The following is a 14330-nucleotide window of genomic DNA, read 5'->3' as shown; positions in this document are numbered from 1 at the left end:
CATGTCTCAAAAGGTATTGTTCCTTGGGCTTGGCGTCATGGGCTATCACATGGCAGGCCATCTTTCTCAACGCTTCGAAACATTTGTATTCAACCGCACATCAAGCAAGGCCTCTGAGTGGTCCAATGAATTCTCTGGTACTGTCATTAGCGACTTCACTCAAATTCCGGGAGATATCGCATGCGTAATGACATGTATTGGTGACGACAACGATTTGAGAGATATGTATTTTGGAGAGAATGGCTTACTTGCGGAACTTCCGAAAGGAACACTCGTTATCGACCATACGACCGCGTCTGCTGAAGTCGCCCGCGAATTGCATGAACAAGCTCTTAACCTAGGTATTGATTTCATAGACGCGCCCGTTTCAGGTGGCGAGCAAGGTGCGATTAACGGTCAACTGACTGTTATGTGTGGAGGTGACGACGCCGCTTATGAAAAAGCCGAGGAATTCATCGCAACTTACGCGAAGTCTTGCAAACGCCTAGGCGACATTGGTGCAGGTCAACTTACAAAAATGTGCAATCAGATCGCTATTGCAGGTTTAGTTCAAGGCTTATCGGAATCTATTCACTTTGCACAACAAGCAGGACTCGACCCTCAGTCAGTCATCGACGTGATATCTAAAGGTGCCGCTCAATCTTGGCAGATGGATAATCGTCATAAGACCATGATTGCTGACGAATATGAACATGGATTTGCTATTGATTGGATGCGCAAAGACTTAGCGATCTGCCTTGAAGAAGGTAGAAAAATACATGCAAAACTCCCCGTTACGGCTCTTGTTGACCAGTTCTATGCTGACGTACAAGACATGGGGGGGAATCGTTGGGACACATCAAGTTTACTAAAGCGATTGCAAAAGTAAGCATGATCTAAGCTCAGACGCATGTTGCAGAAAGCGTATTCCCGCACCAGCGGAAATACGCCATCATTCGTGTTAGCTATTTATCTGCTCAGACACGAACTCTAACGCAGCCTCAACAGCCACAACCTGCGCAGCAATACATTCTTCGCGCGTTGCACTCTCGCTATCAGGATAAACTTCAGTGGTCGTTGTGAACCTTGCTGATGTAAAACCTGCACATAGACCAAGCAGTTTAGCGTCATAATTCACTACACCGTGCTGCGATGCCTTATCGCCTAACAAGCAGCCTTCTTCATCATTTGGTGCAATATGCGTCACCGATTCAACAGCAGCAATAATACGCGCCTGAAAGGCATCTTGAGGGTTACCGCTATCTCCAACAAGATAAAACCCATCGGGAATATGTGTTGGCGTTTCTTTCTGGCCTAACTTCGCAGCAAGCGCTGGGCGGAACTCAGTAGCATCAGTATCTGTCGTTTCATGCAAATCAATATGCATCACTGGTTCAATGCCATGTTTAGCAACATATTGCATCGTAAATTGAGCCTCCTCACATAGCCCGCCATCTTTGAAGGATCGATTTGGATCAATAGTGTCATAGTTCCACCGATTGATCGTTTCGAAGCCCCAAGGACTCACGCAAGGAATAACGACTAAATTAAACTTCTCTTCGTATTGCTCTGCCTTATTAACTAAAAAAGAGAGCGCACCTAAAACACCACTCGTTTCATAACCATGCACTCCACCAGTAATAAGCACCCAGGGAAGCTCAGGATTCGGCTGAGCGGTTTTAACGGCAAACAACGAATATCGAATAGGGTCGTGAGAAAGAGAGCCGTAGTTATCGATATGAAAGCGATCAGAGAGTCGATACAAATGATCAACAACTTCAGTTTGATACGAACGATAATAGCGTACCGCAGAACGCCACTGTTCTATTTCGGATGCACCCCAAGGTTGACCTGGGGTGCCAATTGCATACGCCATGCTTAAACCCTATTTCTTTTTTGCAGCTTTCTTTTTAGCAGGCGCTTTCGGCTTAGCAGCAGTCTCGACCCACTTACCATCTTGGTAATAGGCCGTCCAACCCGTTGCTTTTGCTTTTTCACCGTCCATGACTTCAGACATCAAGTACTGCTCTTTAGTCTTGCGACTAAAGCGAATAACACTTGGATGTCCATCAGGGTCTGCTACTGGCCCATCAAACAAGAAACTATATTTTGGATCTATCTCATTTTTATGCGGCAACAACTCCGCAAGTAAAGGTGGACGGGTCTCTCTGTTCTTAGGGAACTTACTGGCCGCCAAGAATAAGCCTGCAGCACCATCGCGCAAGATATACGTATCATCGACTTTCTGACATTGAAGCTCTGGCATTGGGACAGGATCCATCTTAGGTGGCGCTGGATTCCCGTCTCTCAATAATTTACGTGTATTCTTACACTCTTCGTTGGTACAACCAAAGTATTTGCCGAAACGGCCTGATTTAAGTTGCATCTCCGAACCACACTTATCACATTCAAGTGTTGGCCCGTCGTAGCCCTTAATATGGAACTTCCCTTCCTCTACTTCGTAACCTTCGCAATCTGGATTATTCCCGCACACGTGAAGCTTTCGATTCTCATCAATCAAATAGCTTTCCATAGAAGTACCACAAATTTTACAACGGCGCTTCTGACGAAGTAGCTTAGACTCGCCTTCATCATCGTCTGCGCTCGCGACTTCGTCACCGGGGACAAGGTTCATTGTATTCTTGCAGCGCTCTTTTGGCGGCAAGGAATAACCAGAGCAACCCAAAAACACACCGGTACTAGCTGTACGAATTTGCATATTGCGCCCGCAATTTCCACAAGGGATACCCGTTTCAACCGGATCGTTACTGCGCATACCATCGTTGGCGGCTTCAGCTTTATCTAGCTGAACCGTGAAGTTACCATAGAACTGATTAAGAACGGATTTCCAGTCCTTGTTACCAAGCGCAATATCATCCAACTGCTCTTCCATCTGAGCAGTAAAGTTGTAGTCCATCAAATCAGGGAATGATTCTGCGAGGCGATCCGTAACAATGTCACCCATTTTTTCAGCATAGAACCGGCGATTCTCAACACGCACATAGCCGCGCTCTTGAATGGTCGAAATAATCGCAGCATAGGTTGAAGGTCGACCAATACCACGCTTTTCGAGTTCTTTTACAAGCGCCGCTTCTGAATATCTAGGGGACGGCTTGGTGAAATGCTGTTTAGGATCAAGTCCGCCGAGAGATAATGCATCACCTACTTTGAAGTCAGGCAAAATCACATCGTCATCTTTTTTGCTGTTTGTCGGCATCACTTTAAGGAAACCATCAAACTTCAAAATACGGCCACGGGTACGAAGGGTATAGTCACCAGCACTTGCTTCAACTGAAGAGCTCAAGAACTGCGCATCTGTCATCTGACAGGCAACAAAGTTTCGCCAGATCAATTCGTACAAGCGCTCAGCATCTTTTTCTAAACCAGATATATGCGTCGCTTTTACCGTTACATCAGAGGGACGAATTGCTTCGTGAGCTTCTTGCGCACCTTCTTTACTGCTGTATGAGCGTGGTTTCTCAGGAAGATAATCGTTGCCATATTTGTCTTGAATATAATCACGACAATTAGCAACCGCCTCAGCACTTAAGTTCGTAGAGTCGGTACGCATATAGGTGATGTAACCCGCTTCATATAGACGCTGCGCCAGCATCATCGTTTTCTTAACGCTAAAGCTAAGTCGAGTACTTGCTGCTTGTTGCAAGGTAGAGGTAATAAACGGCGCGTTAGGACGAGACTTAGTGGGCTTATCTTCGCGCCTCGTAATGTTGTACGCGTCAGACTTTAGTCGCGCCAAGTGTTCATTCGTCTCAGCTTCTGAGACAGGCCTAAATGCCTTATCTGCATACTTAGAAACTTGAAAACGTGCATCGCCCTTTCCAGATGCCTTCAAACCGGCGAACACTTCCCAGTATTCTTCTGGAACAAATGCTCGAATCTCACGCTCACGCTCAACAATAAGCTGAACAGCAACAGACTGTACTCGCCCGGCAGACAAACCACGAGCGATCTTAGCCCATAGCAACGGAGACACCATGAAGCCCACTACTCGATCTAGAAAGCGTCGCGCTTGCTGAGCATTTACTCGGCTTTGATCCAACTCATCTGGCTGCTTAAACGCTTCTTGAATCGCTTTCTTAGTGATCTCATTAAATACCACACGTCGATAGCGAGACTCATCGCCACCAATCGCTTCTTTTAAGTGCCAAGCAATCGCCTCTCCTTCTCTATCCAAATCCGTCGCGAGATAGATAGTTTCGGCATTCTTAGCCAACTTCTTTAATTCATTTACCACCTTCTCTTTACCGGGAAGGATTTCGTAATGTGCTGCCCAATCCTTTTCAGGATTAACACCCATTCTATTAATCAGCTGATCTTTGCTCTTCTTCTTTTTATATGCAGCTTTTTCATCGGGACTCATTTTGCGTGTTGCAGCCGCTTGCTTTGCTCGCTCAGCAGGCGTAGATGTCGAAGCGCCACCAGAGGTAGGAAGGTCTCGAATATGTCCGACACTTGACTTAACGATGAAGTCCGAACCGAGATATTTATTAATCGTTTTCGCTTTGGCAGGCGATTCCACGATGACTAGAGACTTAGCCATATCACTCCAAAAAAAGCTCAAAATAGAAAAAGGAAAGCAAACAATTACGCTTTCAACATATGGTTAGAGGCGTACCTAACGCAAATTTAGCGCAACATATATATTGATTTGTAGCTGAGTGGTCAAGCTCTTGCAAAGTTTTTTCTGCATCAGCCATCATTTTTACTTCCAAACAGACAAAAAAATCATCAAGCACTTAAACGCAAAAAAGCACGGATAAACCGTGCTTTTTTAGATTTCGATTGTTTAATCGAAACGCGCTTTAAACTTAGTAGCTACAAGCATCAAGAAATTTTGGTTTCAGGCTAGGCGAAAGTTAGAGAAGAGGCGCAGTTTACATAAAGTAAATGAGCATTCTGAGCTAACTTTCAACAATGCGTGAAAGCCAAAATAGCAGATGCGACAACTAAACGATTATAGGCGTTCCCAAACAGTCGAAATACCCTGACCTAGACCAATACACATAGTAGAAACGCCGTACTTGCCGCCATTTTCTTCTAGTACGTTGATCAAAGTTGTAGAGATACGTGCACCTGAACAACCTAGTGGGTGACCCAATGCGATCGCACCACCTTTCAAGTTTACTTTCTCATCAGCAACATCTAGCAACTTAAGGTCTTTCATTACTGGCAATGATTGACCGGCAAATGCTTCGTTAAGCTCCCAGAAATCGATATCTTCAACTTTAAGACCTGCACGCTTAAGTGCTTTCTTAGTTGCTGGAACTGGGCCGTAACCCATGATCGCTGGATCACAACCTGCAACAGCCATAGATACGATACGAGCGCGTGGCTTAAGGCCAAGCTCTTCTGCTTTCTCTGCAGACATAAGCAACATTGCCGCTGCACCATCAGTCAACTGAGAAGACGTTCCTGCAGTTACAGTACCGCCTTTCGGGTTGAACGCTGGACGTAGCTTAGACAATGACTCGACAGTTGTTTCTGGACGAATTGTTTCATCGTCTTCAACTAATACTTTAAAGCCGTTGTCGTCATGGCCTTCAACAGGAACGATTTCGTTCTTGAACTTGCCATTGATTGTCGCTTCGTGCGCTAAACGGTGTGAACGTGCACCGAACTCGTCTTGTTGCTCACGTGAAATACCGTGCATTTTAGCAAGCATTTCAGCAGTCAAACCCATCATGTTAGATGCTTTTGCAGAATACTTAGACGCTGCTGGGTTGTGGTCGAAGCCTTCAGTCATAGGTACGTGACCCATGTGCTCAACACCACCAACGATGAATACATCGCCGTTACCAGTTTGGATAGCTTGTGCTGCAGTGTGGATTGCAGTCATAGCAGAACCACATAGACGGTTAACAGTCTGTGCAGATGAAGTGTGTGGAACCTTTGTCAACAAAGAGATTTGACGAGCTACGTTAAAGCCCTGCTCTTTAGTTTGGTTAACACAACCCCAGATAACGTCCTCAACCAAGTTAGGGTTAAGACCTGGGTTACGGTCAAAGATCGCATCGATCAATACCGCAGAAAGGGTTTCAGCTCGTACGTTGCGGAAACAGCCGTTTTTAGCTCGACCCATTGGGGTACGTACCGCATCGACAACGACGACGTCTTTTGGATTAAGACTCATAGATATTCTCCGTAATCTTGTCTCAGCGCTTAGCCGAAAAACTTCTTGCCAGTTTTAGCCATCTCACGCATACCTTCAGTCGGCGTGTAGAGAGCACCTAGATCAGCATACTTGTCTGCGATCTTGTTGAATTCTTCGATACCGATAGAATCGATGTAACGAAGCGCACCACCACGGAATGGAGGGAAACCGATACCGAAGATCAGACCCATGTCTGCTTCAGCCGCAGTATCAACAATACCGTCTTCCAAACAACGAACAGTCTCGATGCAAAGTGGAACCATCATACGTTCGATGATTTCTTCATCGGTAAACTCATTGCTGCTTGCAACAACTGGCTTAATCATGTCGTAAACAGATTCATCTACAACTTTCTTCTGCTTACCCTTACGATCTAACTCGTAAGCGTAGAAGCCTTTGTCATTCTTCTGACCAAAACGACCAGCTTCAAACATCACGTCAATCGCTGTTTTGAAGTCTTTACCCATACGATCTGGGTAGCCTTCAGCCATTACTTCACCGCCGTGATTAGCTGTGTCCATACCTACAACGTCAAGCAAGTAAGCAGGACCCATTGGCCAACCGAACTTCTCCATGATCTTGTCTACACGCTGGAAGTCAGCACCGTCACGCATAAGCGCAGCGAAACCACCAAAGTAAGGGAACAAGATACGGTTTACTAGGAAGCCCGGGCAATCGTTAACAACAACAGGTGTTTTACCCATTGCTTGAGCGTATGCAACTGTTGTCGCAATCGTCTCTTCGCTTGTCTTCTCACCGCGAATTACTTCAACCAATGGCATCATGTGTACTGGGTTGAAGAAGTGCATGCCACAGAAGTTCTCTGGACGCTTCAAGTTCTTCGCAAGCAAATCAATAGAAATCGTCGAAGTATTAGATGTAAGGATCGTATCTTCAGATACTTGATCTTCTACTTCACGTAAAACGATATCTTTAACTTTTGGATTCTCAACAACGGCTTCAACAACTAGGTCAACTTCACCGAAGTCACCGTAGCTAAGTGTTGGATCGATTGCGTTAAGAACGTCAGCCATCTTGTCAGCTTTCATGCGACCTTTGTCAACACGCTTAGCAAGAAGCTTCTTCGCTTCATTCAAACCAAGATCGATACCTGCTTGTGCGATATCTTTCATAATGATTGGCGTACCTTTCAGCGCAGATTGGTAAGCGATACCGCCACCCATGATACCTGCACCAAGAACCGCTGCTTTGTTAACCTTTGAAGCTTTAGGAGCAAGCTCTTTCGCTTTAGACTTAAGCGCTTGATCGTTTAGGAAAAGACCAACCAATGATGCCGCAACAGACGTTTTAGCCATCTTAGCGAAGCCTTTTGCTTCCACTTCGATTGCTTTATCACGTGACATACCCGAGTGCTTCTGCATTGCTTTGATCGCTTCAACAGGCGCTGGGTAGTGAGGACCAGCTTGGCCAGCTACGAAACCTTTAGCAGTTTCGAATACCATCATGCTTTCCATTGGGTTCAAGCTCAGCTTGCTAGTTTTCTCTGCACGACGTGCTTCGTAATCTAGTTTGCCAGCGTTAACTTGTTCAAGAAGGTTGATTGCTGCGTCCATCAATTTCTCTGGACCAACAACTGCATCTACTGCACCAAACTTAAGAGCTGCATCTGCTTTGTGCTCTTTAGTTGCTGCAATCCACTCGATTGCGTTATCCGCACCGATCAAACGTGGAAGACGAACAGTACCACCGAAGCCTGGGAAGATACCTAGCTTAACTTCAGGAAGACCAACTTTCGCTTTAGTCGACATAACACGGTAGTCAGTCGCTAAACACATTTCGAAACCACCACCAAGAGCAATGCCATTAATAGCCGTTACTGTTGGGAAAGGCAGATCTTCGATCGCATTGAATACAGAGTTTGCTTTCAAGTTGTTTGCGATAAGTTCTTCTTCAGGACCTGCAAACAAGCTAGTGAATTCTGTGATATCCGCACCAACGATGAATACATCTTTAGTACTTGTAACAACTAGACCTTTAACATCTGCACCTTTAAGTGCTTCTGCTGCTGCGCCTAGTTCTTCGATAGTCAGCCGGTTAAATTTGTTTACGGATTCGCCTTCGAGGTCGAAGTTCAACTGCGCGAACCCACCGTCGATTTCTTTAACCGTGATGGCTTTACCTGCGTAAATCATCAACTGTTCTCCAAGTTTATAAGTTCGTGCCAGTACAGAGGAAAGCTGCCTGACAATCTGTTTAACCCCAAGCAAATGGGGTGAGAAAACAAAAATTCATACGATCGTTTGAATCGTGAGGCGTGTACCTTGTAGAAAACTCAATCGTTTGTCAATGCCAAAAAGGCTTACACCGTTTTCAGGCCGTTTGTGTATGAATGTTTTAAAAATTATTTAATGGAGGCAAATTAATGAAAAACAACCACTTATTACACAATTTGAAAGTTGTAAGTCAGGCATTCATAACTACACTAAATTCTTATAATGCATATATAAGTTGTATGCAGAAATAATAGTCGGAGAAAATAATGCAAATAAGACAAATCATTCATACCGCAGCGGCTATAGCATTAAGCGCAATGACGCTTAACGTGCAAGCACTCGAAAAAGGTCAAGCACTCGGCGCCATGGAAAAAGTGTATGAAGCAACTATCAATAGTTATTACTCAATCAACGGTTTCTATAATTTCAGTGCAAATCAGGCCGACAAAGAACAACAGCAAGAAGTACAGTTTGCAGTAGGAAGCGTCGAAGATCTTATGATCGATATCGCTGGAGCGCTGTCAGATTCAGATTTAATCTCTCAAGTTGATGCCGCTCGTGACGCATGGCTTACCTATGAAGACTCATTGAACGAAAATATTGAAGTGGTGAATGACACAGGTTACACCGACCTTCGCTTGGTCGGTGAACTGGCAAACTACAATATATCATTCAATGATGCGCTGAATATTTTATACAAATCGATTGCCGAGCAAACAGCAAGCGACGACGTATCGAAAGAAAACGAAAGCCATAATGCTGCGAAGATGGTTGCCTTAATGATGACCAAATACTCCGCACGAAGCACATCGACAGTGAGCCAAGTATATTCGCGTGAAGATGAGTCGGACATTACTTTAGATGTCCTTGCGAAAGATTTCGACGGAACACTCAATGGATTGCTTAGCGAGCAAGGCAACCCAGAAGCAGCGAAACTTCTCGACTCTGCCAAGACTAAGTGGGAGTTTATTCAACCGTCACTCGTAAACTACAACGAGAACCGCGTTAACTTTATCGTTAACCTATATTCCAAAAAGATTATTGAAAACCTTCAGCTAGCTAGCAAGATTTAAGACTAGCTGAAACAAAAAAAGGGGGCTATTGCTTTACGCAGCGCCCCCTTTTTTTATGATCTCAAACTCAGCAAGCCGAATGTAATTGCTTAATACATTCCAGTAAGCCGTCTATATCTTCTGCGTCACCACTTTCATCCCACAACAGACCTACCCCATCAGGATAAAGCACTACCCCACTAATTTGATTTGGAATATGTTCCTGATTTGCCAACACACGAGCTTGATCACCATCCATGTTTCGACGATCGAGTTCATGCAATTCAGCACTGCTATGCACCTGAGCTGCCTTCATCCCTCGCCCTTCTTTTACAGGTAATTGATGTGTTTCGTAGATCACATAACCGCGATAGTCATCAAGCCATGGAAAAAACTTATCCTTGAGTTTTTCGTCAACAAGACGAACCCGCAATCCCTTCTTCATCGCCTCTTGCCGTAAAGCAGTGATACGCAATTCGCGCTTCGACGGCTTAATCCAAAGAATAGAACCCGCAACCACCAATGTGCCGAAAATCGCTACCAGCCAACCCAACATGTCTCTCCTTTACTCACCAGCCATCTCTTCAAGCTCCATCCATCGCTCAATAGTTGCTTCAAGCTTTTCTTGCAAAGACGTCAACGCTGTTGTTTGCTGCTCGACATAGGTATGTTCTTTTGAGTAAAAGTCAGGTCTAGACACCTCATTTTGTAGTGCTGCAACCTCTTCCTCCAAATCTGCAATGAGATCCGGCATCTGATCAAGCTCCCTTTGCAACTTATAGCTCAGTTTCTTTTTCTTTAGCGGTTCAGCCTTTTTCTGAGCAACCTGCGCTTTAACTTCAGGTTTAAGAGCTTCAGTTTGACCTTTGTTTAACAAAGCTTGCTCATCAACCAATGCGCCACCCGTTTGTCGAACCCAGTCTTGATAGCCTCCGACATATTCTCGAACCCGGCCATCACCTTCAAACACCATCGTACTGGTTACCACTTGATCAATAAAATCTCGGTCGTGGCTTGTTAGAAGAAGCGTACCGTCAAATTCACCAAGTTTCTCTTCCAGCAACTCTAAAGTCGACACATCCAAATCATTGGTCGGCTCATCCATAACAATAAGGTTTGCAGGCTGCGCAAACAGCTTGGCCAACAACAAGCGATTCGTCTCGCCTCCAGACAGCGCACGCACGGGGGTTCTCGCGCGCGCTACAGTAAACAAGAAGTCATTTAGATATCCGATGACGTGCTTACTACCGCCACCCAACTCAACAAAATCATGTCCATCAGCCACATTCTCGATCACGGTTTTATCCGCATCTAACCCATCACGTAGCTGATCAAAATAAGCAACCTCTAACTTAGTGCCTAAATTCACTGTACCAGACTGCGGTTCCAGCTGACCTAGGATGAGTTTTAGCAAAGTCGTCTTGCCCGCACCATTCGCACCGATCAGACCTATACGATCTCCACGCATAATCGTGGTCGAGAAATCTTTTACCAGCTGACGCCCGTCTTCAAACGCAAAATCAACATGCTCTAACTGCGCTACTTTTTTGCCAGACTTATTTGACGCTTCAATTTTAAAACTCGCGGCGCCTTGTTTTTCGATTCGTCCTTTTCTTTCTTCGCGCATCGCTTTTAAGGCGCGCACACGACCCTCGTTGCGAGTACGACGTGCTTTTATACCCTGACGAATCCACGCTTCCTCTTCAGACAGTCGCTTATCGAATAACTTATTTTGCTTTTCTTCCTCTTCTAGCAGCTTTTCTTTTTCGACTAAATACTGAGCATAACTACCATTAAAGGCGCGAATATGACCTCTATCTAACTCGATAATTCCTGTTGCCAAAGACTTGATAAAAGCCCTATCGTGACTCACAAATAACAAAGCACCCTGAAAATCTGACAAGGTCTTTTCCAGCCAACGGATGGCGTTGATATCCAAATGGTTGGTTGGCTCATCTAGTAGCAGCAGATCAGGCTCGCTGATCAAAGCCTGCGCAAGCATCACTCGACGACGCCATCCACCTGATAAAGAAGACATCGGCGCATCAGGTTGGATATTAAACCGCTTTAAAATCTGCATAACGCGATTATCAAACGTCCACCCACCTTGAGCTTCGATACTTGTTTGCAAGCGCTCCATTCGATCCAAGTCTTCGCCACCAGCATCCACTAAAGCATGATACTCGCTCAATAAAGCTCCTAACTCAGGCAAGCCTTGCGCCACAACATCAAAAGCCTTTTGCTCATCAGCATCAGGTAAGTCTTGAGATAAAAAACCGATTTTCAGATTCTTATCAAAAATCACAGTCCCACTATCGGGCTCAGCTTGCTTCATAAGCAAACGCATTAAGGTCGACTTGCCCTCACCATTCCTACCCAACAAACATAAACGCTGGGAGCGCTCTATTGCGAAATCAACTTCATCAAGCAATGGCTTTAGGCCATACGCAAGAGAAACACCTTCAAGGCGAACAATACTCATTAAACAACCACTTAATTTCTACGTTAGCTTTTTCAAAGTGTTCGACTATTCTTTTGAGCACTTTGCAGCGGACACGTATTAGATCATAGCGCGAGAAGATACTAAATGACTGAACCAGCTTTAGACACAAACATCACTCAGCTCGAGTGGCAGCAAGTTCGATCTACCATCAATTTGCTCACCCTCGCGGTATCACAAATTGAATGCACAATGACTGATGGTGAAAAGTCTGTGGCAGAGTTGACCAAATCATTTTCTTACATAGCAGAACAAATCAGCCACTTGACCGACTCGTCTGACGAACAAGCCGCAAACAACTTTAGCTCCCAAGCCCAAGAGATCCATAACTCGATTTTCAATTCCATCGTGGCGTTTCAATTTTACGATCGATTATCACAACGACTTGATCATGTGAAACGTGACCTAGGCTGGCTGAGCGAATTGGTGTCAGCCCCTAACAGCGCCAACAATCCAAGCGCATGGGAAAAACTGCAAAACGACATTAAGTCGAACTATTCTATGGAAGAAGAGCGACTCATGTTTGAACACATTATGAATGGAGCCTCAGTGAATGAGGCGCTCGAAATATATCGCCATCATTTCGAAAAGACCGATGAAGACGATAGCGATGATGAAGTCGAACTATTCTAATATTTCGACCAAGTCGCCTAACGATATAAGTCCCTCGCCACGCTGAACTAAATTCTCACCAAAGCACGCGCCAAATTGATTCAAGCGGTACTGCGCTAAAGTCTTTAAGGGCTCCTTATTAAACACCCCCCGTTCGTCCAAGGTAATCATACTGCAGCGTGAACATGGCTTAGCGACATCAAACTCGATCTCCCCTATCTTGATTCGGCGCCATTCCGATTCTTGATATGATTCACTCCCACTAATCACAATATTCGGACGAAAACGATTCATTGCCACCGCATTTTCCAACCTCGAATTCAGATCGAGCAATGACTCCTCACTACACAAAAGAATTGGAAAACCATCAGCAAAACTGACTCGTGCTGATTCCGGTGAAAAATCAGGATCAACCTGTCGATAGGTGCTTGAAGGCATGAAGATTAAACGGACAGACTCATTCAAATACACGGATAATCGCTTATCAAAGTCTTTCGATGACATCGCCAAAGCATCAACACTATCCGACCACACTTCAGCCATCACTGGAACATCAAACTCAGAAAACAGTAATACTGTCTCTATGCCATCGAAATTCACTGACAGCGTGCTTTCACTTACTAAAGCAGAGACTAGTGCCATTTTGGGGTGCGTTCTTTGAGTGACATGCTTTCCTTGATCATTGATGACCATAAAACGCCTATCCATATGTGGCCCGAACGCGTCTAAGCTCATCGACTGGTGCGATAAACCGCAAAACGATTTAACAGGATAAGAAAACAGACCAGAGACAGTAATCATCAAGAAACTCGCGCAAAAGCTCAAAACTATAATGCGACTTGGCTAAGAAGAACAAGGCGCAAGTATAAATTGTGTAAACGGCATGACTAAACAGAGATACAGGAATATCAACAATTAAGACATTGAGCTAAGCGATGGATAAGCTTTCTTCGGGCGCGGCAAACCTTGAGGAAGTTTAGTAACAATAAACGACGATAGGTTTAACAAAGTCATAAGAAAATTTGGAGCGGGAAACGAGATTCGAACTCGCGACCCCGACCTTGGCAAGGTCGTGCTCTACCAACTGAGCTATTCCCGCTTAGGAAGGCTTTGAAAAAACTCTGTAAAATCAAGTATTAAGAGAACTTGAAAGAGCTCGTTGCTTCAAAGTGGGGCGTATTATATGGATGCATTTTTCAGTATGCAAGCATTTATTTATACACAATGCTGTTTTTTACGCCCCACCAAATCAAAGCTACTAGTTTTGAGACTCCTGTCTAGTCTTTCTTATCATCGTCTTTTGAAAGATCATCGGTATCACCAATATCAAAGTCTTCAAGATTAAATTCTTCATCATCAAACTCCGGATCACTCAAATCTAGAGCTGCCTCAATTTCCTCAGATAATGCATCATCTTGATCTTCAGCTGCTTCTTCAATCGCCTGCGCAATACTAGCCGCAACCTCAGCTTCATCCTCGAGCACCGGTTCATCTTCGGCTGGCACCTCTTCAGGCTCGTCGCTAAGATTCTCCAATTCCTCTACAACGTCATCCAAGCCCCCAGACAAATCAATATCATCTAAATCCAGGTCATCTGCATCTGGCTCCGGTTCAGATTCTGGCTCTGGTTCTGGTTCTGGCTCCGGTTCTGGCTCCGGTTCTGGTTCTGGTTCTGGTTCTGGCTCTGGCTCTGGTTCTGGCTCTGGCTCTGGTTCTGGCTCTGGCTCTGGTTCTGGTTCTGGCTCTGGTTCTGGTTCTGGCTCTGGTTCTGGTTCTGGCTC

10 protein-coding genes, 1 tRNA gene and 1 pseudogene are annotated in these 14330 nt (G+C 44.9%); 3 read left to right on the top strand and 9 right to left on the bottom strand.

Annotated elements, in window-relative coordinates:
* The first annotated feature begins 1 nt into the window (after position 1).
* On the top strand, positions 2-868 hold the full coding sequence (locus A3738_RS12530) for an NAD(P)-dependent oxidoreductase (RefSeq protein WP_068479514.1): 867 nt from the start codon (positions 2-4) through the stop codon (positions 866-868).
* Between the two features lie 72 nt (positions 869-940).
* Here A3738_RS12530 and A3738_RS12525 read toward each other — a convergent pair whose 3' ends face one another.
* The 4 genes from A3738_RS12525 to fadB form a co-directional block, all read right to left on the bottom strand.
* Positions 941-1855 (bottom strand): M14 family metallocarboxypeptidase, encoded by a 915-nt coding sequence (locus A3738_RS12525; protein WP_068479512.1) that lies wholly within the window; start codon positions 1853-1855, stop codon positions 941-943.
* A 9-nt stretch (positions 1856-1864) separates the two neighbouring features.
* Positions 1865-4540 carry a type I DNA topoisomerase gene (gene topA, locus A3738_RS12520; protein WP_068479510.1) on the bottom strand — a complete coding sequence of 892 codons (2676 nt, stop codon included), beginning with the start codon at positions 4538-4540 and terminating at the stop codon, positions 1865-1867.
* Between the two features lie 414 nt (positions 4541-4954).
* The gene (fadA, locus tag A3738_RS12515) at positions 4955-6130 is read right to left on the bottom strand and encodes an acetyl-CoA C-acyltransferase FadA (protein WP_068479508.1); all 1176 of its coding nucleotides are present in this window, start codon (positions 6128-6130) and stop codon (positions 4955-4957) included.
* Positions 6131-6159: 29 nt separating this feature from the next.
* A complete protein-coding gene (fadB, locus tag A3738_RS12510) occupies positions 6160-8304 on the bottom strand; it encodes a fatty acid oxidation complex subunit alpha FadB (protein ID WP_068479506.1) in 2145 nt (714 codons plus the stop codon).
* A gap of 347 nt (positions 8305-8651) precedes the next feature.
* On the opposite strand from fadB, the gene A3738_RS12505 reads away from it, so the two are divergent.
* Positions 8652-9458 carry a hypothetical protein gene (locus tag A3738_RS12505; RefSeq protein WP_068479504.1) on the top strand — a complete coding sequence of 269 codons (807 nt, stop codon included), beginning with the start codon at positions 8652-8654 and terminating at the stop codon, positions 9456-9458.
* Positions 9459-9525: 67 nt separating this feature from the next.
* Here the strand turns inward: A3738_RS12505 and A3738_RS12500 are convergent, their stop codons facing one another.
* A complete protein-coding gene (locus tag A3738_RS12500; protein WP_068479502.1) occupies positions 9526-9993 on the bottom strand; it encodes a hypothetical protein in 468 nt (155 codons plus the stop codon).
* A gap of 9 nt (positions 9994-10002) precedes the next feature.
* A complete protein-coding gene (locus A3738_RS12495) occupies positions 10003-11919 on the bottom strand; it encodes an ATP-binding cassette domain-containing protein (protein WP_068479500.1) in 1917 nt (638 codons plus the stop codon).
* Positions 11920-12024: 105 nt separating this feature from the next.
* On the opposite strand from A3738_RS12495, the gene A3738_RS12490 reads away from it, so the two are divergent.
* Positions 12025-12570: a hypothetical protein gene (locus A3738_RS12490; RefSeq protein ID WP_068479498.1), complete on the top strand. Its 546-nt coding sequence runs from the start codon at positions 12025-12027 to the stop codon at positions 12568-12570.
* On the opposite strand, the gene A3738_RS12485 is transcribed toward A3738_RS12490, so the two are convergent.
* The 3 genes and pseudogenes from A3738_RS12485 to A3738_RS31090 form a co-directional block, all read right to left on the bottom strand.
* On the bottom strand, positions 12562-13350 hold the full coding sequence (locus tag A3738_RS12485; RefSeq protein WP_068479496.1) for an MOSC domain-containing protein: 789 nt from the start codon (positions 13348-13350) through the stop codon (positions 12562-12564). The genes A3738_RS12490 and A3738_RS12485 overlap by 9 nt on opposite strands.
* A gap of 222 nt (positions 13351-13572) precedes the next feature.
* A tRNA-Gly gene (locus A3738_RS12480) sits at positions 13573-13648 on the bottom strand.
* 178 nt (positions 13649-13826) lie between these two features.
* Positions 13827-14330, bottom strand: a pseudogene (locus A3738_RS31090) (hypothetical protein); the annotation flags it as partial.

It is taken from the genome of Oleiphilus sp. HI0066 (assembly GCF_001635725.1).
The sequence above is the reverse complement of the archived record's forward strand: the minus strand, read 5'-3'. Positions and strand labels throughout refer to the sequence as shown.

Excerpts from the sequence above, each read along its gene's own strand:
- A3738_RS12530 (WP_068479514.1), top strand. The coding sequence starts at position 2 with ATGTCTCAAAAGGTATTGTTCCTTGGGCTTGGCGTCATGGGCTATCAC.
- A3738_RS12525 (WP_068479512.1), bottom strand. The coding sequence starts at position 1,855 with ATGGCGTATGCAATTGGCACCCCAGGTCAACCTTGGGGTGCATCCGAA.
- topA (WP_068479510.1), bottom strand. The coding sequence starts at position 4,540 with ATGGCTAAGTCTCTAGTCATCGTGGAATCGCCTGCCAAAGCGAAAACG.
- fadA (WP_068479508.1), bottom strand. The coding sequence starts at position 6,130 with ATGAGTCTTAATCCAAAAGACGTCGTCGTTGTCGATGCGGTACGTACC.
- fadB (WP_068479506.1), bottom strand. The coding sequence starts at position 8,304 with ATGATTTACGCAGGTAAAGCCATCACGGTTAAAGAAATCGACGGTGGG.
- A3738_RS12505 (WP_068479504.1), top strand. The coding sequence starts at position 8,652 with ATGCAAATAAGACAAATCATTCATACCGCAGCGGCTATAGCATTAAGC.
- A3738_RS12500 (WP_068479502.1), bottom strand. The coding sequence starts at position 9,993 with ATGTTGGGTTGGCTGGTAGCGATTTTCGGCACATTGGTGGTTGCGGGT.
- A3738_RS12495 (WP_068479500.1), bottom strand. The coding sequence starts at position 11,919 with ATGAGTATTGTTCGCCTTGAAGGTGTTTCTCTTGCGTATGGCCTAAAG.
- A3738_RS12490 (WP_068479498.1), top strand. The coding sequence starts at position 12,025 with ATGACTGAACCAGCTTTAGACACAAACATCACTCAGCTCGAGTGGCAG.
- A3738_RS12485 (WP_068479496.1), bottom strand. The coding sequence starts at position 13,350 with ATGATTACTGTCTCTGGTCTGTTTTCTTATCCTGTTAAATCGTTTTGC.